The sequence below is a fragment of the Pseudomonas sp. C2.3V genome (assembly GCF_058536325.1).
This window is the reverse complement of the sequence record NZ_JBZUBN010000001.1, coordinates 3,616,057-3,638,466: the sequence shown is the minus strand read 5'-3', so window position 1 is coordinate 3,638,466 and position 22,410 is coordinate 3,616,057. Positions and strand designations below refer to the sequence as shown.

At 58.9% G+C, this 22,410-nt stretch carries 23 protein-coding genes; 15 read left to right on the top strand and 8 right to left on the bottom strand.

Going from position 1 to position 22,410, the window contains the following annotated elements:
- Positions 1-20: 20 nt before the first annotated feature.
- The 4 genes from ureG to AC4LF3_RS17300 form a co-directional block, all read right to left on the bottom strand.
- Positions 21-635: an urease accessory protein UreG gene (gene ureG / locus AC4LF3_RS17315; protein ID WP_491836014.1), complete on the bottom strand. Its 615-nt coding sequence runs from the start codon at positions 633-635 to the stop codon at positions 21-23.
- Between the two features lie 13 nt (positions 636-648).
- Entirely contained in the window at positions 649-1,320 is a 672-nt protein-coding gene (locus AC4LF3_RS17310; protein ID WP_491836012.1) for an urease accessory protein UreF, read from the bottom strand.
- Positions 1,317-1,817, bottom strand: coding sequence for an urease accessory protein UreE (ureE, locus tag AC4LF3_RS17305; protein WP_219651013.1), 501 nt, complete (start codon positions 1,815-1,817; stop codon positions 1,317-1,319). Before ureE ends, AC4LF3_RS17310 begins: the two co-directional genes overlap by 4 nt.
- Positions 1,818-1,912: 95 nt before the next feature.
- Positions 1,913-2,605, bottom strand: a complete 693-nt coding sequence (locus AC4LF3_RS17300) for a TetR family transcriptional regulator (RefSeq protein ID WP_074821955.1) — start codon at positions 2,603-2,605, stop codon at positions 1,913-1,915.
- 222 nt (positions 2,606-2,827) lie between these two features.
- On the opposite strand from AC4LF3_RS17300, the gene AC4LF3_RS17295 reads away from it, so the two are divergent.
- On the top strand, positions 2,828-4,135 hold the full coding sequence (locus tag AC4LF3_RS17295; RefSeq protein WP_010795859.1) for an MFS transporter: 1,308 nt from the start codon (positions 2,828-2,830) through the stop codon (positions 4,133-4,135).
- Positions 4,136-4,220: 85 nt separating this feature from the next.
- Here AC4LF3_RS17295 and AC4LF3_RS17290 read toward each other — a convergent pair whose 3' ends face one another.
- From AC4LF3_RS17290 to AC4LF3_RS17280, 3 genes are all read right to left on the bottom strand, one after another.
- Positions 4,221-4,736: a hypothetical protein gene (locus tag AC4LF3_RS17290; protein WP_491836010.1), complete on the bottom strand. Its 516-nt coding sequence runs from the start codon at positions 4,734-4,736 to the stop codon at positions 4,221-4,223.
- 154 nt (positions 4,737-4,890) lie between these two features.
- Positions 4,891-5,790 (bottom strand): alpha/beta hydrolase, encoded by a 900-nt coding sequence (locus AC4LF3_RS17285; protein WP_491836008.1) that lies wholly within the window; start codon positions 5,788-5,790, stop codon positions 4,891-4,893.
- A gap of 476 nt (positions 5,791-6,266) precedes the next feature.
- Positions 6,267-6,797 (bottom strand): GNAT family N-acetyltransferase, encoded by a 531-nt coding sequence (locus tag AC4LF3_RS17280; RefSeq protein ID WP_491836325.1) that lies wholly within the window; start codon positions 6,795-6,797, stop codon positions 6,267-6,269.
- A 118-nt stretch (positions 6,798-6,915) separates the two neighbouring features.
- On the opposite strand from AC4LF3_RS17280, the gene AC4LF3_RS17275 reads away from it, so the two are divergent.
- The 14 genes from AC4LF3_RS17275 to AC4LF3_RS17210 all read left to right on the top strand — a co-directional run bounded on the left by AC4LF3_RS17275 (position 6,916) and on the right by AC4LF3_RS17210 (position 18,028).
- On the top strand, positions 6,916-7,431 hold the full coding sequence (locus AC4LF3_RS17275) for a Rho termination factor N-terminal domain-containing protein (protein ID WP_491836006.1): 516 nt from the start codon (positions 6,916-6,918) through the stop codon (positions 7,429-7,431).
- Positions 7,431-7,814, top strand: coding sequence for a DUF3140 domain-containing protein (locus tag AC4LF3_RS17270; RefSeq protein WP_010795852.1), 384 nt, complete (start codon positions 7,431-7,433; stop codon positions 7,812-7,814). Before AC4LF3_RS17275 ends, AC4LF3_RS17270 begins: the two co-directional genes overlap by 1 nt.
- Entirely contained in the window at positions 7,814-8,242 is a 429-nt protein-coding gene (locus AC4LF3_RS17265; protein ID WP_010795851.1) for a VOC family protein, read from the top strand. Before AC4LF3_RS17270 ends, AC4LF3_RS17265 begins: the two co-directional genes overlap by 1 nt.
- 172 nt (positions 8,243-8,414) lie before the next feature.
- Positions 8,415-9,551, top strand: coding sequence for a gluconokinase, GntK/IdnK-type (locus AC4LF3_RS17260; RefSeq protein ID WP_407362368.1), 1,137 nt, complete (start codon positions 8,415-8,417; stop codon positions 9,549-9,551).
- A 65-nt stretch (positions 9,552-9,616) separates the two neighbouring features.
- Positions 9,617-10,894, top strand: coding sequence for a TRAP transporter large permease (locus AC4LF3_RS17255; protein WP_074821974.1), 1,278 nt, complete (start codon positions 9,617-9,619; stop codon positions 10,892-10,894).
- 63 nt (positions 10,895-10,957) lie between these two features.
- Positions 10,958-11,974, top strand: a complete 1,017-nt coding sequence (locus AC4LF3_RS17250; RefSeq protein ID WP_197872560.1) for a TRAP transporter substrate-binding protein — start codon at positions 10,958-10,960, stop codon at positions 11,972-11,974.
- 229 nt (positions 11,975-12,203) lie between these two features.
- Positions 12,204-12,788: an NADPH-dependent FMN reductase gene (ssuE, locus tag AC4LF3_RS17245; protein WP_010795847.1), complete on the top strand. Its 585-nt coding sequence runs from the start codon at positions 12,204-12,206 to the stop codon at positions 12,786-12,788.
- Between the two features lie 95 nt (positions 12,789-12,883).
- A complete protein-coding gene (locus AC4LF3_RS17240) occupies positions 12,884-13,858 on the top strand; it encodes a sulfonate ABC transporter substrate-binding protein (RefSeq protein ID WP_491836002.1) in 975 nt (324 codons plus the stop codon).
- The gene (locus tag AC4LF3_RS17235) at positions 13,855-14,844 is read left to right on the top strand and encodes an aliphatic sulfonate ABC transporter substrate-binding protein (protein WP_491836000.1); all 990 of its coding nucleotides are present in this window, start codon (positions 13,855-13,857) and stop codon (positions 14,842-14,844) included. Before AC4LF3_RS17240 ends, AC4LF3_RS17235 begins: the two co-directional genes overlap by 4 nt.
- Entirely contained in the window at positions 14,841-14,981 is a 141-nt protein-coding gene (locus AC4LF3_RS17230) for a hypothetical protein (RefSeq protein WP_010795843.1), read from the top strand. The genes AC4LF3_RS17235 and AC4LF3_RS17230 overlap by 4 nt, the downstream gene beginning before the upstream one ends.
- A gap of 68 nt (positions 14,982-15,049) precedes the next feature.
- Positions 15,050-16,192 (top strand): FMNH2-dependent alkanesulfonate monooxygenase, encoded by a 1,143-nt coding sequence (gene ssuD, locus AC4LF3_RS17225; RefSeq protein ID WP_491835998.1) that lies wholly within the window; start codon positions 15,050-15,052, stop codon positions 16,190-16,192.
- A 9-nt stretch (positions 16,193-16,201) separates the two neighbouring features.
- Entirely contained in the window at positions 16,202-16,993 is a 792-nt protein-coding gene (gene ssuC, locus AC4LF3_RS17220) for an aliphatic sulfonate ABC transporter permease SsuC (protein ID WP_312510068.1), read from the top strand.
- Positions 16,990-17,793 (top strand): aliphatic sulfonates ABC transporter ATP-binding protein, encoded by an 804-nt coding sequence (ssuB, locus tag AC4LF3_RS17215; RefSeq protein ID WP_491835996.1) that lies wholly within the window; start codon positions 16,990-16,992, stop codon positions 17,791-17,793. The genes ssuC and ssuB overlap by 4 nt, the downstream gene beginning before the upstream one ends.
- Before the next feature lie 19 nt (positions 17,794-17,812).
- Positions 17,813-18,028 carry a TOBE domain-containing protein gene (locus tag AC4LF3_RS17210; protein ID WP_010795839.1) on the top strand — a complete coding sequence of 72 codons (216 nt, stop codon included), beginning with the start codon at positions 17,813-17,815 and terminating at the stop codon, positions 18,026-18,028.
- 82 nt (positions 18,029-18,110) lie between these two features.
- Here AC4LF3_RS17210 and AC4LF3_RS17205 read toward each other — a convergent pair whose 3' ends face one another.
- A complete protein-coding gene (locus AC4LF3_RS17205) occupies positions 18,111-22,253 on the bottom strand; it encodes a CheR family methyltransferase (protein ID WP_491835993.1) in 4,143 nt (1,380 codons plus the stop codon).
- Positions 22,254-22,410: the final 157 nt, after the last annotated feature.

The following is a 22,410-nucleotide window of genomic DNA, read 5'->3' as shown; positions in this document are numbered from 1 at the left end:
TGCCTTGCAATATAGAGGCGCTACGCAGCCGTCAGCATGCCCTGCTTTTCGATAAAGGCGATGATATCCTCCAGGCCCTGGCCCACTTTCTGGTTGCTGAACACGAACGGCTTCTCGCCCCGCATCTTGCGGGCGTCACGGTCCATCACTTCAAGTGAGGCACCGACCATTGGGGCAAGATCCACCTTGTTGATAACCAGCAGGTCAGACTTGCAAATGCCTGGGCCGCCCTTGCGGGGGAGTTTGTCGCCCGCAGACACGTCAATCACGTAGATAGTCAGGTCGGACAGCTCCGGGCTGAACGTGGCGGAAAGATTATCGCCGCCGGATTCGACCAAGATCAGATCAAGACCAGGAAAGCGGCGGTTGAGCTGGTCTACCGCTTCCAGGTTGATGGAAGCATCCTCACGGATGGCTGTGTGCGGGCAGCCACCGGTTTCCACGCCGATGATACGCTCAGGGGCCAACGCCTCGTTGCGCACGAGAAAATCGGCATCTTCACGGGTATAGATATCGTTGGTGACAACCGCCAGGTTGTAACGATCACGCAGGGCGCGGCAGAGGGCGAGGGTGAGGGCCGTCTTGCCGGAACCGACCGGGCCGCCAATACCGATGCGCAGGGGGTGAGTGTTCATCACGCTTGTTCTCCTAGGATCTGAAAAGACGGCTGTATTGTTGTTCGTGGGCCATGCTGGCGAGCGCCAGGCCAAACGGTGCGCTGCCCCAGAGGGTTTCCGGCAACGCGCGGGCAGTTGCGAGGGCTGCGTCCAGGGCTGGCAGGAGTTCAGAGGTCAGTCGCTGTGCTGCCTGCTGGCCGAGTGGCAGGGTTTTCATCAGAACGGCCAGCTGGTTTTCCAGCCACCCCCAAAGCCAGGCCGAGGCGGCCTCTGCTGGGGCAATGGCCCAGGCACGCGCGGCAACCGCCCAACCCAGGGCAAACGTTGGCTCGCTGGCCAAAAGGTGCTCGCGTGCTTCGGGGTCCAGTTCGGGCAAGTCCTTGAGCAGTTGCGTCAGGGAAAAACCGGTCTGGCGGCTCTCCAGGCGCAGCTCTCGGGTTTCTCGGCTGGCTGAGTGGCGGCCTGCTAATTCAGTTAGCCGAAGCCAGTCGCCTGAGGCAGCCGCTTGGCAGTGAGCCAGCAGCAGCGGTGCTTCGAAACGGGCAAGGTTAAGCTCCAGCTGATCTTCGAGCCAGACGCGAGCCGAGCTTGAGTCGGTTACGAGGCCGGTCTCGATGGCCGCCTCTAACCCTTGGGAGTAGCTATAACCGCCGATGGGTAATTGCGGGCTGGCCAGACGCATCAATGCCCAGGCCGGGCTCATATCCGCACCCCGAAATGGTGCAGCCGAGGGCCGTAATTGAAATCAGCCTCACCGTGGTGCGAGTGGTGATGCCCACCACCATAAGCGCCATGCTCAGGTTGGAAAGGCGCCTGGATCGATTCACACGTAGCGCCCAGTTGATCCAGCATGGCCTTGAGTACATGATCATCCAGAATGCGTAGCCAGCCGTCGCCTACTTGCAGCGCCACATGACGGTTGCCCAGGTGGTAGGCAGCGCGGGTCAGCTCATGGGCATTGGCGCAGGTGATGTGCAAAAGAGCCTCGGGGCGGGCGCAGACGCGTACGATACGGCCGTCCTGGGCACGCAGCCCTTCACCGTCAAACAGGGGCGGCTGGCCGCGTTCGAGAAACAGCCCGACATCTTCGCCACTGACCGTCACGGTTCGCAGCCGGCTCTTGCTGCGCGCCTCGAAGCCAAGGTGAATTTCTTCGTGCCAGGTATCGGGGGAGGGCAGACGGGTGTGAATGACCAACATAAGGCAGTATCCGCTGTGCTTTATGAAGACTACAGCAAGCGGCCTGCCAGAACGCAACGGCTCGTTTCACCGGCGTTGCACAGGGAATCGTGCGCTCAGTTTGCCTGATTTCGGTGCAACAGCGGGTCGGAGGGCAGGGGTTCGCCCTGATTTGGTGCGAACAGCATGTTAAGGCCGCGCCAGTGCTTGGCACCGATCATGATGAAGCGTAGCTGATGAATGATCTTGGCCTGGGGCGTCTTGTGCGGCTCCAGTCCCTCATCAGGCACATCAATCAGCTCGGGCAGAGTGGCGAATACGGTCTTGACCACCAGATCCGCCAGAACATCGATGTCCTGACACGTAAGGTGGGGCAGCCGGTTGAGTTGGGACAGGTCTAATGCAAGGTCATCAGTGATGTGCTGGCGCAGTTCACTGATGGCCTGACGAATCGACAGCGAACCGCCGTACTGCTCCCGGGCAAGAAAGATGAATTGGCTACGGTGTTCGGCGACGGCTTCGATAAAGATGCCGACCGAGGCATCAATCACACCACGCAGCTCGATTTCGTTATGACGTACCCGGCGCAGGGTTTCGCGAAAGGTCTCGCCCACTTCGGCAACCAGCGCAAGTCCAAAGGCATCCATATCGGGAAAGTGCCGGTAGAACCCCGCCGGAACGATACCGGCGCTGCGGGTCACTTCCCTGAGACTCAAACTGCCGAAGCCGCGGCCACTGCTCATGAGCATACGTGCAGCATCCAGCAGGGCATGGCGGGTTTGCAGTTTTTGCTCGGCGCGGGAGGACATGGCGGTTTTCCAATCAGGCAAGGGGGTACTCTATCAAATACCCGCACGTCCGGTTGAGACACTTGTCGTGTGACAAAATCCGGGCGCCGGTAGTCTGTCTGCATATGGCGCATCATCCAGGTGATAATCGATGCGCTTAAAGATGAAGCACCCACGGCCGATAGCCGTGCCTTCGATCGCTCTCTTCCCGCCAGGATTGGCTCAGCTCAAATCAGACGACTCATGTTCAGCCCGCTTGTCACATTTCCCGCGCTCTATATTGCTACGCTCCTGATGCTGGCCGGTTCCGGCCTCTTCACCACTTACATCGGCCTTCGCCTGACGGAACAGGGGGCGGGCGATCTGTGGGTCGGCTGTCTGATGGCGGCGTATTATTTCGGGCTGGTCTGCGGTGGCAAACTCGGCCACCGGCTGATCGCCAACGTAGGGCATATCCGCTCATACGTCGCCTGCGCCGGCGGCGCGACGGTGACGGTACTCATTCACGCCCTGACCGATCATCTGGGCGTCTGGCTGGTGCTGCGCTTCATCATGGGTGTCCTGATGATGAACCAGTACATGGTGATTGAGAGCTGGCTCAACGAGCAGGCCGAAAACCACCAGCGGGGCAAGGTGTTTGCCGGCTACATGGTGGCGGTGGATCTGGGACTGGTGGTCGGACAGGCCTTGCTGGCCGTACACCCGGCACTGGATTACAAGCCGCTGCTGCTGGTGGCAATCTGCTTTGCGTCCTGCCTGATTCCCATCGCCATGACGCGTCGCGTACACCCGGCCAAGCTGGTCGCCGCGCCCCTTGAGATCAAGTTCTTCTGGCAGCGCGTACCGCAGTCACTGGTCACGATCTTTGCCGCTGGCCTGATGGTCGGTGCCTTCTATGGTCTGGCGCCGGTATATGCCAACCGCAATGGGCTCGATACGGCGCAGTCGAGTATGTTTGTGGGTATATGCATCGTGGCAGGTTTTTGTGCACAGTGGCCGCTAGGCTGGTTGTCCGATCGGGTCGACCGCTGCAAGTTGATCCGCGCCAACGCCGTGCTGCTCTGCCTGGCGGCAATTCCTATGTGGGGATATATCACCTTGCCCTATGCCGGACTGCTCGGCACCGGCTTTTTGACCGGCATGCTGTTGTTCACGTTGTATCCGTTGTCAGTGGCCTATGCCAACGACCATGTGGAGCCTTCGCGCCGCGTGGAGCTCTCTGCCATGCTGCTGACCACCTATGGTGTAGGCGCTTGTATCGGACCGCTATTGGCCGGTGCGCTGATGAATCAGTTTGGTCCCGGCATGTTCTACATTCTGGTGTCGATCTATGCCGTCATTTTGATCATCTGGGTTCAGCCTCGCTTCGTAACAAATGAGCATCTCGTGGATGAAGCACCACTGCATCACGTGGCGATGCCGGATACAGTTAGCCCGATGGCCGCTACGCTCGACCCCCGCGTGGAGGAAGTGCCCGAGGAGCTGATGGTGGATACGCCGCCTAACATTGGCCGCTCCGATGGCCTCCCGGATGAAAAGCCGGTCGCCTGACAGGTCGCATGAAATAGTCGCGTGAAGCAGTCGCTATAAATAAAAAAGCCCGATCAACTGGTCGGGCTTTTTTATGGGGCCAGCATCAGACAATCCGGTGCATGCGGTGATGCGAGCGGTCGATGGTTTGCTGTGAATCATCGGCAGCCAGCTGCGGCTGAATGTGCTCCTGCTGACGCTGGATCATCCGGTCAATGGTCTGCTCGGTACCGTCTTCGGCTACCTGAAGCTGGTGCTGCTGGCGATGGATCATCTTATCGATGGTCTGCTCGGTACCATCTTCAGCTAACTGGATCTGATGTTGCTGACGATGAATCATCTTGTCGATGGTCTGCTCAGTACCGTCTTCGGCCAGTTGGGCAGGAGTATTCAGGCGGTTTTGCTGGCGCTCGATCAGGCGGCCCAAGGTCTGGTCGGAGCCGTTCTCGGTCAGCAGACGTTCTTCAATGCTCTTGGTCTGACGGTTGATCATCTTGTCCACGGTGTGCTGGCTGCCATCTTCAGCGTACAGCTGAGCGGCTTGGGGCAGGGATTGAGCAGCAACCAGAGTGTTGAATGCCAGGGCGGTGAGGCCGATACCGAATGCGATAGTGCGTTTCATGATCTGTTTCCTCGATGGGATCGTTTCGACAGATTCAGTATCGGCTCGAGTTGATCCATTAAAAAATGGATCGTAGGCATACCAAACATCACCGGAAATGATGCCCAATCGAGGTGGCATATGTTCTCGTTGATAGTGCAGGGCGCGCTGATCTCTAGTACGCGCCTTTCAGCCCGAAGAGATCCCGTACTGCCCGAGCGTATTCCTGGCTTCCGATGGACATGCTGTTGGTGTGGTTGCCTCCCTCAATGAGCAATAACCGCTTCGGATCCTGAGCTTTTCTAAATAACTCCTCGCTGAAGCGGGAGGGTACGTACTGGTCACCTGTTCCATGGACGATCAGTACCGGCATATCAACCTGGTCGATCTTGTCGATGGAATTGAATTTCTCCGACATGATCCAGCGGATCGGCAACGAGGTGTCGACCACGGCAGCTGCTGCATCCGCCAGGCTGGTAAAGGTCGACTCGATGATCAGGCCGGCTGCGGCGGCGGGGTCGCCCTCCGGGTCTTTCTGTTTTGAAATCTGCTGAGCCAGGTTGACGGCTATTGCACCGCCCAGCGAGTGTCCGTAGATGTAGCGTTTTTCAGGGTCGGGCTGCAGCTCAACGAGGCGCTTCCAGGCCACCCGAGCATCCTCATACACTGTGCTTTCCGAGGGCAGATCGCCAGGGCTTTCACCAAAGCCCCGGTAGTCGATGGCCAGGACGGAATAGCCCAGGCTGCGCAGGGCAGTGATGCGACGCACCTGGGCGGTCAGATTCCAGCGTGTTCCATGCAGGTACAGGGCGGCAGGGGCATCTTTCTTTGCGGCAGGCCACCACCAGGCATGGACATATTGCGTCTTGCTGAGCCCAGTCGTGACCGGGATGTTGAACTGCTGGACACCGGTGGGCACGCCCGAGAACCAACTGGCAGTGCCGGGTTCGATGTTGAACACCAACTCACGCTCTTTGTGGGCGAGTTCAGAACAGCCAAACGGCAGACCCACACCCAGCAACAAGGCAAGAAAGGCCAAGGGGCGCCAGCGGCGGCGAATCAATGTGGTAGACATGAACAGGGCTCTTGCGAAATGCAGATAGACCGTTGGAGGCGCGTTACCTAAAAGAGACTGGAAAACCTGCCTGGCCGTTCGGCAGAAGCCTTTAATGAATATTTCAGCGAACGTCTGCGAACAACTGGCGTCTTAATAAGTGAACGCACTTAATCAAGGAGCATGGGTATGTTGAAGTTTATTGGGGGCACCGCCGGCGTTATTTTCATCATCGGCCTGATCGTGGTTATCGGCATCATCAAGTTGATCTTCTGATGCGAGGCTCATGAAAAGCCCACCTGAGCATGCGGTGGGCTTTTTTATGGGCGCATGCGTTACTCTTCTTCGTCCTCAGGCATTTCTTCAAAGTCATCCGGGGACAGTTCCGCTTCCTGGCGCTCTGGTGCTACTGGCGATTTATCGGCCATGCTAGGTCTCCTCTGAGTGGGTGTACCTGTTGTGAGGAGCCGAAATAGCCGAAGTTCTGTACAGCCGACTTACGGTGTATCGCTGCTGCCTTTACCCAGATTTTTCTGCATCACCACCACGTCATGCCACTGGCCGAACTTGAGGCCGACCTTTTCCAGAATACCTATCTGACGAAAGCCCAGGCTGCGATGGAGCCCGATGGAGCCTGCATTGCTGCTGTCGCCGATAAGCGCCACCATCTGCCGCCAACCTCCCGCTTTGCAGCGCTCAAGCAATGCACTCAACAGGGCTTTACCCAGGCCGCGGCCACGCCAGCCTTCCTCCAGATAAACCGTGTCTTCCAGGGTGTAACGATAGGCCGATCGCGTGTGATAGAAGTTGGCATAGCAGTAGCCTCGTACCATGCCATCCAGCTCGGCGACCAGAAACGGCAAGGAAGCTTCCTGAAGGGTCCGCAGGCGTCGTTTCATGCCGGCTTCATCGGGTGGGATTTCTTCGAAGGTGGCCGTTCCATGCAAAACATGATGAGCATAAATGGCCTGGATAGCAGGAATATCCGACTCGGTGGCATCACGGATTTGAAGCGAGGGTAGCGGCATGACCATGTCCTTCTTGAAGCGTCCTTCTTGATACACCCCGTCGCCTGGCTAGAACAAGCGTCTCGATAGGTGGTCCCCATTTCCGAGGGGTCCGAAACTCTACTGAGGAGAAAGACAGATGTCTGCTACCGCCAGGAAGACCGATCCGGAATTGTGGAACAGTGTTAAAGAGGATGTGACGCGTGGCTCGAAGGGTGGTCGTGCCGGCCAGTGGTCGGCACGAAAAGCGCAATTGGCGAGCCAGGAATACCAGAAGCGGGGTGGAGGTTATGAGGGCGGCAAGGGTCCCGATAACCATCTCCAGCAATGGACCGAGCAGGACTGGGGGACAAAGTCCGGCGAGAAGTCTACCGAGACGGGTGAGCGCTATCTGCCTAAGAAGGCACGAGAGCAGATCAGCGACAGCGAATATGCCCGCAGCACTGCCAATAAGCGGCGGGATACCCGTCGAGGCAAGCAGCACTCCAAACAGCCGGAGGATGTTGCCCGCAAGACGGCGTCTGCCCGTAAGACCGCTCTATCCGATATGACCAAGACCGAGCTGATGGCGCGTGCAGCACACCATCAGGTCCGTGGGCGCTCGCGGATGAAAAAGGACGAGCTGATTCATGCACTCAAGCAGGCAGGTGAATAATGACAGCAAAAGCGCTTACCGATGCGGACAAGAAAGAACTGCGCAGTGAATTCAAACAGGTGGTCAACATGCCGCCTGCCCGGCTGCGCAAGTGGTTGCAGGGCGAGGAGAGCCAGTCTGTAGGCATGACGGCCAAAGGCCAAAAGGTCAAGGCAAAGGCTGACGGCGAGGCGGTTGGCCATGAGATGGGCGAGCGTATCCTCGAGATTAAACGCAAGCGGCAGGGTGAGCTGAGCGAAGATGACTACCTGGCCATGCGTAAGGTCATCGGCTATGTGCATCGGCACATCAAGCAGCGCCCGGATGGTGAGGTAGGTGATACGCGCTGGCGCAAGTCCCTGATGAACTGGGGGCATGATCCCATGAAGCAAAAGGCCGGCTGATGACATCCCCAATCGCTCCGCCCCTTGGTCCAGTACTGGAAACCGGTCTTTATGTAGCTGACCTGGAAAAGGCTCGCCGTTTCTATGAGGAACTGCTGGGCCTGAGCGTCATGTTTCATGATGAGCGTGTCGCGGCCTATGACGCCGCACCGGGTAGCGTTTTACTGCTTTTCCAGCAGGGCACGACCGATACGCCTGCTCAGCTTCCCGGCGGCACCATTCCACCCCATGACGGTTCAGGCAGACTTCATTACGCCTTTTCCATTGCTCCTGAATATCTACAGCCGTGGCGTGATCATCTGGCGACTCACGGGATTGTGATCGAAGGTGAAGTGCGATGGCCGAAGGGCGGAGTAAGCCTGTACTTTCGTGATCCTGACGGGCATTTGGTTGAGCTGGCAACGCCGGGGCTGTGGGAAAACTACTGATCTGCCCATTGCTCTAGCAGGGCATCCTACTCGGTTCATGAAATATCTTGTTACGTCTATGCGGGACACGTTCGACTGGTGGCCTTTCAGTCTCATTGCCCAATTGTAATGTTAGCGCTAACATCAAACAAAAATAAGAATGAGCGCACCGAAAGGCGCTCTGGAGAGCGCCATGACTTCACCCGTCAGTACCTCCGCTACACCCGCTCAGGCCCTTGTCATCATGGGCGTTAGCGGTTCAGGGAAGACCGAGACGAGCCTGGGCGTTGCCCGCTGTCTTGGTTTTCGTCATATCGAAGCCGACCATTTCCATTCCGCTGAAAACGTGGCCCGCATGCAGGCCGGTACGCCATTGACCGATGCCGACCGTATCGAGTGGCTCGATCGCCTGCGGCTTGAGATGCAAAAGGCCGTTCAGGATGGCACGGGATTCGTCCTGTCCTGCTCGGCACTGCGTCGCAGCTACCGGGACCGTCTGCGTGATGCTGTACCCGGCCTGCGTTTCGCGTATCTGTCGGTCGATTACGAAACGGCGCTCCAGCGCGTCGGAGAGCGTTCTGGCCATTACATGCCTACGTCACTCGTCAAGAGCCAGTTCGACACCCTCGAATCTCCCAGAGGAGAGCCAGGGGTGCTGTATGTCGATGCATCCAAGGCCAGCGATGCGGTTGTTCAGGAGGTAAGCGCCTGGATGCATGCGCCAATTCCAAGTAGCGAAATGGCTGCCTTGATCAGCCTGGCCTCAAAGATGCCCGATGCACCTTCTCCGCGGAACGAGCCGCCCCTGACCAGCGAGCCGATCTATAACAACCGCACGGCCCAGCGCTTCGATAAGCTCACCGACAGCTTGATGGCCATTCTGATGGCCTTCATGGTGGGCGCTGTCTTTGTCAATGTGGTGCTGCGTTATGCGTTCGGCTCCGGATGGGCCGGGGCCGAGGAGCTGTCCCGGCTGGCCTTCGTCTGGCTGATCTTTGTTGGCGTTGCGTCCAGTATGCGTCGCGGCGAGCTGATGAGTTTTACCCTGATCCGTGACAAGTTTCCGCGCATTGCCCGGCGGCTTGTCGATTCGGTCAGCGCCTTGCTGATTGCCACAGGCAGCGGCCTGTCTGCCTGGGGCGCGTGGTATCAGATGCAGTTTGGCTGGCAGAACGCGAGCCCCGTGGTGGGCTACCCGTTGGCTATCGCCATGTTACCGGTGTTGGTAAGCATGATCGCACTCGCGGTGCTGGCACTGGTGCAACTGCTCAATGCCTGGCGTACCGAGCGGGAGGTACCGCCAGCCCTGGCAAATGTCACGGCAGACTGAGCCCGGTGTAATCAGTCGATTCCAATAACAAGACTACGAGGCGCTGCCTCCCTTAAGGGCTGATCATGACCGTTGCTGTCTTTCTTTCCTCCCTGTTGGGCTTCATGGCGTTCGGGATGCCGATTGCGTTTGCACTCCTGCTGACCGGCGCGGTGCTGATGTGGTACCTGGACTTCTGGGATGTGCAACTGCTGGCCCAGAATCTACAGGCCGGTGCCGACAGCTTTCCGCTCCTGGCTGTGCCATTCTTTATTCTGGCTGGCGAGCTGATGAACGCAGGCGGCATTTCCCGACGCATCATCACCATGGCCCAAGCCTTTGTCGGCCACAAGAAGGGCGGGTTGGGTTACGTTGCCATTGCCGCCTCGGTGCTGCTGGCCAGCATGTCGGGTTCGGCCCTGGCCGATACCGCGGCGTTGGCGACCCTGCTACTGCCCATGATGCGTCAGCGCGGCTATCCGCTCAGCTCTTCCTGTGGACTGGTGTCGGCGGGCGGCATTATTGCGCCGATCATTCCGCCGTCGATGCCCTTTGTGATTTACGGCGTTGTAACCAATACCTCGATCAGCCAGTTATTCCTGGCGGGTCTGGTTCCTGGGCTCATCATGGGGGCCGGGCTGATCATCGCCTGGACATTGATCGCCCGAAGCATTCACGAGCCGCCGCAACCCAAGGCTTCCTGGGCGGAACGCCGTCATGCCATCGTGGATGGCATTGCCGCCCTGATGCTACCGGTGATTATTGTGGGCGGTCTGCGGGGCGGTATCTTCACGCCCACCGAGGCAGCCGTGGTCGCGGCGGTATATGCGCTACTGGTGTCCACGCTGCTGTACCGGGAACTGAGCTGGAACGCACTGGTTGAGGTGCTGACCCGGGCCAGCCGCACCACGGCCTCGGTGATGTTCCTGTGTGCGGCCGCGACCGTTTCGGCCTACATGGTCACACTGGCCCAGCTCCCCGATGAAATCGCTGCCATGCTGGGTCCGATTGCCGACAATCCCAAGCTGCTGGTAGCCGCCATCATGCTCTTGATGGTGGCCATCGGCATGGTGCTGGACCTTACGCCCACCATCCTGATCCTGGGACCTGTCCTGGCACCCATTGCAGCCAAGGCGGGCGTCAACCCGGTTTATTTTGGCGTGATGTTTGTGCTGATCGGCTCGATCGGCCTGATTACGCCGCCGGTGGGCACCGTATTGAACGTGGTCGGAGGGATCGGGCGTATCCGCATGGAAAAGCTGGTGCAAGGGGTTTTGCCCTTCTTCTTTACCTATATCGCCATTGTTGTCCTGCTGGTGATCTTTCCCGAGATCATTACCGTACCTCTGAAGTGGTTGCATTGAACGGCCTGGGCCCTTGTAGCGCCCAGGCATCAGGCTTTATCAACAACAATAAAAGGAACGCCCATGAAACGCTTTCTCTTCGCAACCCTGGCCACGGCTGTGCTCTGCGGCCCGCTAGCCACCCTCACAACCCAGGCCGCCGATGACATTCGCCCCCGCATGATCCGCTTCGGCTATGGCCTCAACGAAGACAGCAACCAGGGACGCGGCGCCAAGGTATTTGCAGAGGAGGTGGCCAAGGCCTCAGGTGGCAAGCTCAAGGTGCGCACCTTTGGCGCCGGTAGCCTGGGCCCGGATGCCCAGATGCAGAATGCGTTGATTGGCGGGGCGCAGGAAATGATGGTGGGTTCTACCGCGACACTGGTCGGCATCACCAAGGAGATGGCGATCTGGGATACGCCCTTTTTGTTTTCCAATGCAAAACAGGCGGATTATGTACTCGACGGACCAGTAGGCCAGCAGGTTATGGACAAGCTCCAGGAAAAGGGCCTCGTCGGCCTTGTCTACTGGGAGAACGGCTTTCGCAACATGACCAACAACGTTCGCCCGATCAACAAGCTGGAAGACTTCTCCGGCATCAAGGTGCGGGTGATGCAGAGCCCGGTCTTCATGGATACCTTCAAGCAACTGGGTGCCAATGCCGTGCCGCTGCCGTTCTCCGAACTCTTTACCGGTCTGGAGACCAAGGCCGTGGATGGGCAGGAAAACCCGTTCAACACGATTCTGTCGTCCAAGTTTTATGAGGTGCAGAAGTACCTGACCGTGACCAACCACGTCTATAGCCCCTGGATCATGATGGCCTCCAAGCGCTGGTGGGATGGGCTGTCCAAGACCGAACAGGACATCCTGATGGAGGCAGCCAGGAAGGCACGTGATGCTGAGCGGCTGGACACACGCGCCGAAGGCGAAAAAGCCCTGGAAGAGCTGAAGGCCCACGGAATGCAGATTAACCAGGTAAGCGCAGAGGAAACCCAGCGCATGCGTGAAAAGGCGCAGCCGGCCATCCAGTCGGTTATCGATACCGTGGGCAAGCCACTGTTCGATCAGGTGCAGGCTGAAATCCAGAAAGCGCCGCAGTAAGGGGCACTTCACCCTGTAAATCGAGGGTGCAGTACCAATCTTCCGCATTCTGCTTGCAAGCCTTGCAACACCAGAAAACCCCAGCCTGCGCGCTGGGGTTTTTCATTTATACAAAAAGTTATAAGCAAATTAATAAAAATGATTTTTAGGTATAAGCTAAGGCTTGCTATGGTTCGCTACATACCTGAAGGGCATACCGACCCTGACAGGACAGTTGAAGGGGAACGGCATGCTAGTGGTTTCGCTGGCGGGCAGCCCGGGGGCCAGATCCCGATCGAGCGTACTGCTCGGCGAGGCCCGGCAATGGCTGAACGCACATGGGGTCGAGGTAGCCTCCTGGCGCATCCAGGATTTCCCGCCCGAAGATTTGATCCAGGCGCGGTTCGAGAGCCCTCAGGTCAAGGCCTTTGTCGAGCACGTGCACAATGCGGACGGCCTTGTGGTGTCCACACCGATCTACAAGGCCTCATTTTCCGGGGTGCTCAAGACGGTACTTGACCTGTTACCGGAGCGGGCACTCAACCATAAGGTGGTGCTGCCGTTGGCAACCGGCGGCTCGATTGCACATATGTTGGCGGTGGACTACGCACTCAAGCCGGTGCTGGCTGCGCTCAAGGCGCAGGAGATCCTGCCCGGCGTGTTCGCCGATGACAGCCAGGTCAGCTATGAAAGCGAAACACCGCTCTCATCTGCACTGGCGGAGCGTTTGGACGAGTCACTGGAGCTTTTTCTGGCCGCACTGGCCCGCCGACCGAAGCCGGTCGAGCCACATGTTTTGACAGCGCAGCTGACACAGGCACGCTGGAGCATCTGATGTAACCACTCCCACACGGGAGAATAGATTACTGACCTTACTGACCCGACAACGGGGCAGCAGGCAGGACACCACTCGAAGCCAAGGAGCACGCGATGCGCGTCAAACCCTTGCATCGAGGATGGGTTGCCGCGCTGCTGCTGGCCCTGTCGCTCGATGCCACCGTTCAAGCCGCCGAAACCTTACGGGTCGGCTATCAGAAATACGGCACGCTGGTGCTGCTCAAGGCCCGTAGCACGCTGGAAAAGCGCCTGGCCGAGCAGGGCGTTACCGTGCAATGGACTGAATTTCCCGGCGGCCCCCAATTACTGGAAGGGCTGAATGTTGGCAGTATCGACTTTGGGGTTACTGGTGAAACCCCACCCGTTTTCGCTCAGGCGGCGGGTGCTGACCTCGTATATGTCGCCCATGAGCCGCCAGCGCCGACCAGCGAAGCGATCCTGGTGCCTAAGGATTCTTCCATCCAGACGCTGGCCGATCTCAAGGGCAAGAGGATCGTCCTGAACAAGGGCTCCAATGTTCATTACCTGCTGGTTCGCGCGCTGGAAAAGGCAGGCCTGAAATACAGCGACATCCAACCGATCTACCTGCCTTCGGCAGATGCCCGCGCCGCTTTTGAGCGCGGCAGCGCCGATGCCTGGGTTATTTGGGACCCGTATCAGGCGGCTGCGGAAAAGCAGCTTCAGGCGCGCACGCTTACCGACGGTACCGGGCTGGTCGACAACCACCAGTTCTACCTCTCGACCCGCCCTTACGCCCAACAGCACCCGCAAGTCATTGCCACGCTGGTCGACGAGGTTCGTTCGGTAGGGGAGTGGGCAGAGGCCAATCCTGATGAGGTCGCCAAGCAGGTCGCGCCGCTGCTCGGCTTGCCGGAAGACATTGCCCGTACGGTCGTAGCGCGGCAGGGCTACGGGGCCCAGTTCATCACTCCCGAGGTGGTAACTGCGCAGCAGAAGATTGCCGATGCCTTTACGCAGATTCGTCTGATTCCTAAAACGCTGGCGGTTCGTGACGTGATCTGGACACCGCCTGCCAACCTTGCCCAGCGCGCGGAGGTAAAACCATGAAGCCTGCTTTCCTAACCCGCAGCCTGATCCTGCTCGGCACGCTGGCAGCGTTCGCGTTCCAGACCGCCTCGGCCGATCCCGCCGAGTTGCGCATCGGTTATCAGAAGAGTGCCGTGAATCTGGTGGTGGCGCGGGAGAAGCGCTTCCTGGAGACGCGCTTCCCGAACACGCAGGTTCGTTATGTGGAGTTTCCGGCCGGGCCGCAGCTGCTCGAAGCCCTGAACGCAGGCAGCATCGATTTGGGTGCGACAGGTGATATCCCGCCGATCTTTGCCCAGGCTGCCGGAGCCGATCTGCTCTATGTTGGCACCGAGCCCGCCAAGCCGTTGGCCGAAGTCATTCTGGTGAGCAAGGACAGCCCGATCCACACCCTGGCGGATCTCAAGGGGAAAAAGGTAGCCTTCCAGAAAGGCTCCAGCTCCCATGCGCTGCTGCTTCGAGCGCTTAATCAGGCAGGCCTCAACTACACCGATATCCAGCCGGTCTACCTGCCGCCTGCCGATGCCCGTGCAGCCTTCGATCAGGGCAACGTGGACGCCTGGGCCATCTGGGATCCCTTCTATTCGGCGGCGCTATTAACCGGTCAGGTGCGTGTGCTGACCGATGGTCGTAACGGGCTTTCCAACTCAGGCTCCTTCTACTTGGCAGCCCGTCCGTTTGCCGAGCGCAATCCGGACCTTATCCCGCAGATCTTCAATGCGCTGAACCAGGCCGAGGCGCTCACGCGGGCCAATCCCGAAGGCAGCATCGAGATCATGACGCGCCAGCTGGGACTGCCGCGGGCTGTGGTGGCCTCCTATTTCAGCCACCGTCCGGATTCGCCCATCAGCTCGATTACCGCCAGGGACATCGAAAACCAGCAGCAAACCGCTGACCTGTTCTACCAGAACCGCCTGATTCCCAAGCCGATACGCGTGGCCGACGTTGCGACGCCCGCCGTACCGGTTACTGCGCAACGCCAAACCAACACCGAGGTGACGCCATGAATACCAAGCCCCTGCCTACGATCGCCAGCCGTCTGGTCGAGCGCTACCTGAATGGGATGGATCAGGCGATGGCACGCGTCATGGTGTGCCTTTGTCGACGCCCATGTGCAGCCCTTGCCCCTGGTGCCCACGGCTGATGCCGCTGAAAGCACCCTGAAGCCCACATTCGAATTGACCCAGATTTCCATCTGACGGAGCCCTGTTCATGAGCAATCTCAACGTTTTCTGGTTTCTACCAACCCACGGCGACGGCCATTACCTCGGCACGGCAGAGGGCGCCCGCGCCGTTGACCACGGCTACCTGCAACAGATCGCCCAGGCGGCGGATCGGCTCGGGTTTGGCGGCGTACTGATTCCTACCGGCCGCAGCTGCGAGGACTCCTGGCTGGTAGCGGCCTCGCTGATCCCTGTGACCCAGCGACTCAAATTTCTGGTAGCGCTGCGCCCTGGCATCATTTCACCCACCGTGGCCGCCCGTCAGGCCGCTACGCTCGATCGCCTATCCGGCGGGCGGGCGCTGTTCAACCTCGTGACCGGCGGCGACCCGGAAGAGCTGGCCGGGGACGGATTGTTCCTGAGCCATGAGGAGCGTTACGAGGCCTCGGAAGAATTCACTCATATCTGGCGCCGTGTGCTGGAAGGCGAGACGGTGGACTTCGATGGCAAGCACATCAAGGTCAAGGGCGCCAAGCTGCTCTATCCGCCGCTGTACTTTGGAGGCTCCTCCGAGCCTGCCCAGGAGCTGGCTGCCGAGCAGGTCGAGCTGTACCTGACCTGGGGTGAACCGCTTGAGGCGGTACGTGAGAAGATCGAGTCCGTACGTGAAAAGGCCGCTCGCTATGGCCGTACCGTTCGCTTTGGGATTCGCCTGCACGTCATTGTCCGTGAGACGAACGAAGAGGCCTGGAAGGCGGCCGACCGGCTCATCGCCAATCTGGATGATGCCACCATCGCCAAAGCCCAGGCTTCGTTTGCGCGGTTCGATTCGGTTGGTCAGCAGCGCATGGCTGCGCTGCACGGCGGACGACGCGACAAGCTAGAAATCGCGCCCAACCTTTGGGCAGGCGTGGGTATTGTGCGCGGCGGGGCGGGGACTGCTCTGGTCGGTGACGGCCCCACCGTGGCCCAGCGCATGAAGGAATATGCCGAACTGGGCATCGATACCTTCATCCTGTCCGGCTATCCGCACCTGGAAGAGTCCTACCGTGTGGCCGAACTCCTGTTCCCGCACCTGCCGCTTAGCCGACCCGAGCAGCCGGCGGGTGCCAATAACATCAGCCCCTTCGGCGAGATCGTGGCCAACGACATCGTGCCATCCTCAACCACGAAGTATGCCGCGCAGAGCTGAGGAGGCGGTATGAATCATACGATCAACACCTCCCTGCAACGCGTAGCGCCCTGGGTGCTCCCCGTGCTGCTCCTGACCGGGTGGCAGGTGGCTGTGGAAACCGGCCTCTTGTCCAGCCGTATCCTGCCGGCACCCAGTGCAGTGTTGGAGGCAGGCTGGAGCCTGGTGCGCAGTGGCGAGCTCTGGCAACACCTCGCCATCAGCAGCTGGCGCGCCAGTATCGGCTTTGCTATCGGAGGTGGTATCGGCCTGCTTCTGGGCTTTATCACAGGGCTTTCGACCTGGGGCGAGCGTTTGCTCGACAGCTCCGTGCAGATGGTCCGCAACGTACCGCACCTGGCGCTGATCCCGCTGGTCATCCTGTGGTTCGGGATCGACGAGTCGGCCAAGATCTTCCTGGTCGCCCTGGGTACGTTTTTCCCGATCTACCTCAATACCTATCACGGCATTCGCAACGTCGATCCGGCCCTCGTGGAAATGGCGCGCAGTTACGGGCTCTCTGGCTATCGACTGTTCACGCAGGTCGTGCTGCCTGGGGCGCTGCCGTCGATCCTGGTGGGCGTGCGCTTTGCGCTTGGGTTGATGTGGCTGACCCTGATCGTGGCGGAGACCATCTCGGCCAGTTCCGGCATCGGTTATCTCGCCATGAACGCCCGTGAATTCCTGCAAACCGACATCGTGGTTCTGGCGATCGTGCTGTATGCCGTCCTCGGCAAGCTGGCGGATCTTGCGGCCCGCGGCCTTGAGCACGCATGGCTGCGCTGGCATCCGGCCTATCAGAAAACAGGAGGTGCAGCATGACGGCCTTGCACAGTCTCCCTTACAAGCGGGGAACAGCCCTGACCCTGGAAGGAGTCGGCAAGCGGTTCGGTGAGCGCGACGTTCTTCAGGGCATCGACCTGACGATTCCCTCCGGTCAGTTCGTGGCCGTGGTGGGGCGCAGCGGTTGCGGCAAGAGCACCTTGCTGCGGCTGGTGGCCGGGCTGGATAAGCCGACTAGCGGGCAGCTGCTGACGGGAAAGGAGCCGCTTGCCCGGCATCAGGACGCGACCCGTCTTATGTTTCAGGATGCCCGTCTGCTGCCCTGGAAACGCATCATCGATAACGTCGGCCTGGGCCTCAAAGGCAACTGGCGGCAGAAGGCGCTAGAGGCGCTGGACGCCGTGGGGCTGGCTGAGCGGGCCCACGAGTGGCCGGCTGCGTTGTCGGGTGGACAGAAGCAGCGTGTGGCCCTGGCGCGGGCTCTGATCCACGAGCCGCGCCTGTTACTGTTGGATGAGCCCTTGGGTGCGCTGGACGCCCTGACCCGTATCGAGATGCAGCAGTTGATCGAGCGTCTCTGGCAGCAGCATGGATTCACCGTCCTGCTGGTCACGCACGACGTGGGCGAGGCCGTAGCCATGGCGGATCGCGTGCTGCTGATAGAGGAGGGCCGGGTCGGCCTGGACCTCGACATCAATCTGCCGCGTCCGCGCAACCGCGGCTCGGCCGGGCTTGCCGCTCTGGAGGCCGAGGTGCTGGCCCGCGTACTGGCCCAACCTTCACTGCCCGACCATCACGACACCGACTACCGCCCCACGCAACTGCGCTGGGCACTTTGATCACTTGAGGAGCACAACCATGACCATTAAAGCCATCAACGTTCGTAACCAGTTCAAAGGCACCATCAAGGAAATCATCGAAGGGTCGGTGCTTTCCGAAATCGACGTACAAACCGCTGCCGGGATCGTTACCTCCGTTATCACCACGCGCTCGGTCAAGGAGCTGGAACTGGTGGTCGGCAGCGAGGTGATCGCCTTCGTGAAATCCACGGAGGTCTCGATCGCCAAACTCTGATTGCCACGCGGTCACCCACGTCACGCTGCCTGTAGTTATTCCCCTATAAGGCACCTTTAGCCCGCCGCGAGGCGGGCTCTTTTTAAGACCGACGCCGATTGACCGTTTCAAGCGTGTGCTGGATAAGCGTATCGAACTGGATGGGCTTGCTTAAATGAGCGTCGAAGCCCGCCTGCATGGCCTTGTCGATGTCTGTCTTGCTGCCATAACCCGTCAAGGCTATCGCTGGCGTCTGCTGATTGAGACTGTCCTGACGCAACGCAATCATCAGCTCGTGTCCATCCATGCCCGGCATGCCAATATCGGACAGGATCAGATTAAAGATCTGCTCTTTGGCAAGTGCCAGTCCCTGCTCACCGCTACAGGCCGGTGTAACCTCGGCCCCTTCGCTTTCCAGCAGCATTTGCATGGTTTCGACAATATCTTCGGAATCATCCACCAGCAGCAGCTTGAGCCCCTGCAGTTGTCCCGCCTCCGAGCAGGTGTCGATACACTCGCCAGTTGCCTCGTTGTGGCTGCATTTCGGTATCCAGACCGTAAAGCGTGAGCCTTGGCCCAAGCCGGCCGATTCGGCTTCTATCCGGCCGTTATGGGCCTCGACCAACTGCTTTACCAGGGCCAGACCAATGCCCAAGCCATGCCGAGCGCGCGCCGTATTGTGCATTTCGGCCTGGCCAAACATGTCGAATACCTTGGGTAGAAACTCAGGCGCGATGCCTTGTCCGGTATCGATGACATCCAGCCGGACGCTGTCGCCGTCTTCGCTCAGGCGGAGCGTAACGGTGCCGCCAGCAGGCGTGAACTTCACTGCGTTGTTAAGCAGATTCCATACGATCTGTTCCATCCGGGTGCGGTCCGCCTCGATCAGCAAGGGCTGCTCGGACACATTGGGACCCTCCAGGCGGATAGACTCGGCAACTGCCGTGGGCCGCAGGACATTGGCAATTTCCTGCAGCAGGCTGACAACATCCACTATAGTACGATCGAGCTTGAGCTTACCGGTTCGCACACGCGAGAAATCGAGCAGATCATCGATGATCTGGGCCTGACTGCGTACCGAACGCTGGATCGTTTCGGCGGCGCGCAGCGTGGCGGCAGAGGCACGAACCGAGGGCGCGCGAGCAATCAACTCAACGTTCAGCTGAATCAAATTCAACGGATGCTTCAGCTCATGGGACATGACGGCAAAAAATTCGTCCTTAAGCTGGCTGCTGGTTTCCGAGCGGACTAGTTGATTGTCCCTCTCGCAGGCACGCTGATACTCTTCTGTGGTGTCCTGGGCGATCTTGGCATAGCCGCGTAGCTCGGTATCTCGCATAGGGTAGGTGACACCACTGCAATACAAGCGGCTGCCATCCTTGCGCTGATGCCAGCGTTTATCAAGGGAATGGCCTTTCTCCCGGGCAATTCTAAGCTCCTCAAGGTGTATGCCCTTGGCTCGCTCTTCAGGCGTGAAGATGGTCTCGATGCAGTGCCCGGCCACCTCCGCCTCGGAATACCCGAACATGAGTTCGGCGCCATGGTTCCAGGTGGTGATGAGTCCGTTCTGATCCATGGTGATGATGGCGTAGTCACTGACGCTTTGTGCCACCAACTTCATGTGGTTTTCGCTGGCGCGTACCTGCTCTTCGGCTTCGCGTCGCCCGGTTACATCGATAAAGGTGAGTACCGCGCCTTCTATTCGATCATCCGCCGTGCGGTAGGGCAGCATTCTGGCCAGATACCAATGCCCATTCGAGGCGCGGATTTCGCGCTCGATCAAATGCAGGGATTCGAAGACCCGGGTCGCGTCCTCAGCCAGTTCGTCATAGTCCAGCCGATGCGTGATATCGAGTAATGAACGCCCGGCATCGTTGGCAATGATGTTGAACAACTCGGTTGCCCGGGGCGTAAACCATTTGATACGCATGCGACGGTCCACGAATACCGTGGCGATATCCGTCGAGGTGATCAGGTTCTGGAGATCGTCATTGATCTTGCCGGTTTCCTCAATCTTGCTCTTGAGCTCAGCGTTGACGGTAATCAACTCTTCGTTGATTGACTGCAACTCTTCCTTGCTGGTCTCCAGCTCCTCGGTGGCCGACCGCAACTCTTCATTGATGGCCTGAAGCTCCTCGTTGGATGCCTTGAGTTCTTCAGTGGAGGTTTCGGAGTGTTCGATGGTGAGCTGCAATTGCTCCTTGGTGCGGTGCAGCTCCGCTTCGAGCTGGGTGAGTACGCTGTCCTTGGCTTCGGTATGCGGTGTGCTGGACTCCATGCTCATCACATCCTCGACTTCATCGAAGATCACCAGCATGAAATCGCTGTTGGCCTCATCGTCGCGGAAGGGGCGCACGACCATGTTGATGTAATACGTCCGATCGTCACGGGTGATTCGCACCCGCCGTGCCTCGACGCTCTTATTGGACTGTATCGCCTGGAAGAGCGCAGTCCGCAATTCAACGCGCAGTTCGGGTAGTACCAGGGTTGGCAAGTTGTGAGACGGCTCGCCGCCCACATAGCGCAGGAACCGCCCGGCACGGTCCGACATGTGCACAATGTTCGATTCGTGATCGACGATTACGCTGGGTGGCGCATACTGCTCCAGTACCCGGCGATGCACTTCGGCAAAAGAAACCTTCTTGCTGCGGCTCCCCTGATGTTGGGGCAATTGTACCGCTGGATAGCCTGTGCTGAGTTGCAGTACCGGGCGGGACCGAAGGATCCCGGCCGTGTTTTTGGCCTGATAGATACGGTTCTTTTTATCGACTGGCGTAAACAGGTTGCTGCACATGTCGGCTGATTCGGAGCTGCCTAGAAAAAGATAGCCCCCTGGCTTCAACGCAAAGTGAAACGTTTGCAGGATTTCACTCTGCACTTCACGGTCCAGATAAATCAGCAGGTTGCGGCAGCAGATCAGGTCCAGCCGGGAAAAAGGGGGGTCGCTCAGCAGGTTATGCGCCGCAAACAACACCCGCTCGCGAAGCTCTTTCTTGATCCGGTAATGGATCTGCTCTTTCGTAAAATGCTGGCGCAGACGGGGCGGAGGAACGTCCGTGACAATGGCTTGTGGGTATAGGCCTGCACGCCCTGTGGCCAGTGCCTGATTGTCGATATCGCTTGCAAACACCTGGATTTTGGCAGGCGAGCCTCTTAGCTCAGCCTGTTCGGTGAACAGCATGGCCAGGGAATAGGCTTCTTCACCTGTCGAACAGGCAGCAGACCATATCCGCATTTCACCGTCTTCGCTCTCTGCCGCAGCGAACTGCTCGAACAGGTCGGGAATAATGTCTCGTTCAAGCGCCTCGAAGGCTTCGCGATCCCGAAAGAAATTGGTCACGCCTATCAGCATGTCTTTAAGCAGCGCCGGCGTTTCCTCGACATGGTCATGCAGAAAGGTTGCATAACTGTTCATGTCTGGAATGGAGTTGACCTGCATGCGCCGTTCGATACGGCGCAATATGGTGGCGGTCTTGTATTGCTTGAAGTTATGACCGGTGCGCGTTAGCAGCAGCGTCAGGATATCCCGAAGGGCCAGCTGATTCGTTCGATTTCTGATCTGAGGATCGATCTGCGGCTCGTTCTCTTCACGGGGGTCGTTGATCGGTATCTGGATATTTACCAGATTGGCAGCGACTTCCAGCAGCTTTTGTGGCATCTCAACCACAGGCAGGACGATATCCACCACACCGGTAGAAATGGCGCTGTTGGGCATCGAGTCATATTCAGCATCCTGCGGGGACTGGGCAAGGGTAATACCGCCTTGCTCCTTTACCCGTGCAAGCCCCACCGAGCCATCGGCTCCGGCACCCGATAGCACGATGCCAATGGCCCTGCTCCGATGAACATCGGCCAGTGTCCGAAAGAACAAATCGATTGCTACGTGATCCCCGCGGGTACGCTGTGGTTCTCCCAGACGCAGGTAACTGTCGTTCATGCTCAGGTCTTTGCCCGGCGGTATCACATAGACGTGATTCTTCTCGACTGGGACAGGGCTTGTGACCTGAATAACCGGCATCTTGGTTACGTTCTGCAGGATGCGGTCAGCCGCGCTTGTGTGCTTGGGCGACAGGTGCATAATGACCACAAACGCCATGTTGCTATCGCTGCGCATGTGTTCAAAGAACTTCAGAAGGGCTTGCAGCCCGCCTGCCGAGGCGCCGATACCTACCACCGGAAAATCAATATCGCTGCGAGTCAGGTTCTTCTGATTGTCAGGAACCGATGGTTGGGTAGTGGTGTTCATATAACCCCGTACGATCCAGCGGGTCGCCTATGGGTGAGGCGAAATGTAAGTAGCAAGCCTTGCGCAGGAGTACTGTCAGGCAAACCTGTTAAAGCTTTTATAGTGTCCAAGACAGCGCTCAAAAGTAGCAACAATGCTATGAGCAAAGACCTTCAAG

Bases quoted from the DNA above. Each gene is read 5' to 3' on its own strand.
- ssuC (WP_312510068.1), top strand. From the start codon at position 16,202: ATGAATCATACGATCAACACCTCCCTGCAACGCGTAGCGCCCTGGGTG.
- AC4LF3_RS17240 (WP_491836002.1), top strand. From the start codon at position 12,884: ATGCGCGTCAAACCCTTGCATCGAGGATGGGTTGCCGCGCTGCTGCTG.
- AC4LF3_RS17300 (WP_074821955.1), bottom strand. From the start codon at position 2,605: ATGTCCTCCCGCGCCGAGCAAAAACTGCAAACCCGCCATGCCCTGCTG.
- AC4LF3_RS17285 (WP_491836008.1), bottom strand. From the start codon at position 5,790: ATGTCTACCACATTGATTCGCCGCCGCTGGCGCCCCTTGGCCTTTCTT.
- AC4LF3_RS17250 (WP_197872560.1), top strand. From the start codon at position 10,958: ATGAAACGCTTTCTCTTCGCAACCCTGGCCACGGCTGTGCTCTGCGGC.
- AC4LF3_RS17310 (WP_491836012.1), bottom strand. From the start codon at position 1,320: ATGAGCCCGGCCTGGGCATTGATGCGTCTGGCCAGCCCGCAATTACCC.
- AC4LF3_RS17230 (WP_010795843.1), top strand. From the start codon at position 14,841: ATGAATACCAAGCCCCTGCCTACGATCGCCAGCCGTCTGGTCGAGCGC.
- ssuE (WP_010795847.1), top strand. From the start codon at position 12,204: ATGCTAGTGGTTTCGCTGGCGGGCAGCCCGGGGGCCAGATCCCGATCG.
- AC4LF3_RS17280 (WP_491836325.1), bottom strand. From the start codon at position 6,797: ATGCCGCTACCCTCGCTTCAAATCCGTGATGCCACCGAGTCGGATATT.
- ureG (WP_491836014.1), bottom strand. From the start codon at position 635: ATGAACACTCACCCCCTGCGCATCGGTATTGGCGGCCCGGTCGGTTCC.
- ssuB (WP_491835996.1), top strand. From the start codon at position 16,990: ATGACGGCCTTGCACAGTCTCCCTTACAAGCGGGGAACAGCCCTGACC.
- AC4LF3_RS17260 (WP_407362368.1), top strand. From the start codon at position 8,415: ATGACTTCACCCGTCAGTACCTCCGCTACACCCGCTCAGGCCCTTGTC.
- AC4LF3_RS17290 (WP_491836010.1), bottom strand. From the start codon at position 4,736: ATGAAACGCACTATCGCATTCGGTATCGGCCTCACCGCCCTGGCATTC.
- AC4LF3_RS17270 (WP_010795852.1), top strand. From the start codon at position 7,431: ATGACAGCAAAAGCGCTTACCGATGCGGACAAGAAAGAACTGCGCAGT.
- AC4LF3_RS17275 (WP_491836006.1), top strand. From the start codon at position 6,916: ATGTCTGCTACCGCCAGGAAGACCGATCCGGAATTGTGGAACAGTGTT.
- AC4LF3_RS17295 (WP_010795859.1), top strand. From the start codon at position 2,828: ATGTTCAGCCCGCTTGTCACATTTCCCGCGCTCTATATTGCTACGCTC.
- ssuD (WP_491835998.1), top strand. From the start codon at position 15,050: ATGAGCAATCTCAACGTTTTCTGGTTTCTACCAACCCACGGCGACGGC.
- AC4LF3_RS17265 (WP_010795851.1), top strand. From the start codon at position 7,814: ATGACATCCCCAATCGCTCCGCCCCTTGGTCCAGTACTGGAAACCGGT.
- AC4LF3_RS17210 (WP_010795839.1), top strand. From the start codon at position 17,813: ATGACCATTAAAGCCATCAACGTTCGTAACCAGTTCAAAGGCACCATC.
- ureE (WP_219651013.1), bottom strand. From the start codon at position 1,817: ATGTTGGTCATTCACACCCGTCTGCCCTCCCCCGATACCTGGCACGAA.
- AC4LF3_RS17235 (WP_491836000.1), top strand. From the start codon at position 13,855: ATGAAGCCTGCTTTCCTAACCCGCAGCCTGATCCTGCTCGGCACGCTG.
- AC4LF3_RS17255 (WP_074821974.1), top strand. From the start codon at position 9,617: ATGACCGTTGCTGTCTTTCTTTCCTCCCTGTTGGGCTTCATGGCGTTC.
- AC4LF3_RS17205 (WP_491835993.1), bottom strand. From the start codon at position 22,253: ATGAACACCACTACCCAACCATCGGTTCCTGACAATCAGAAGAACCTG.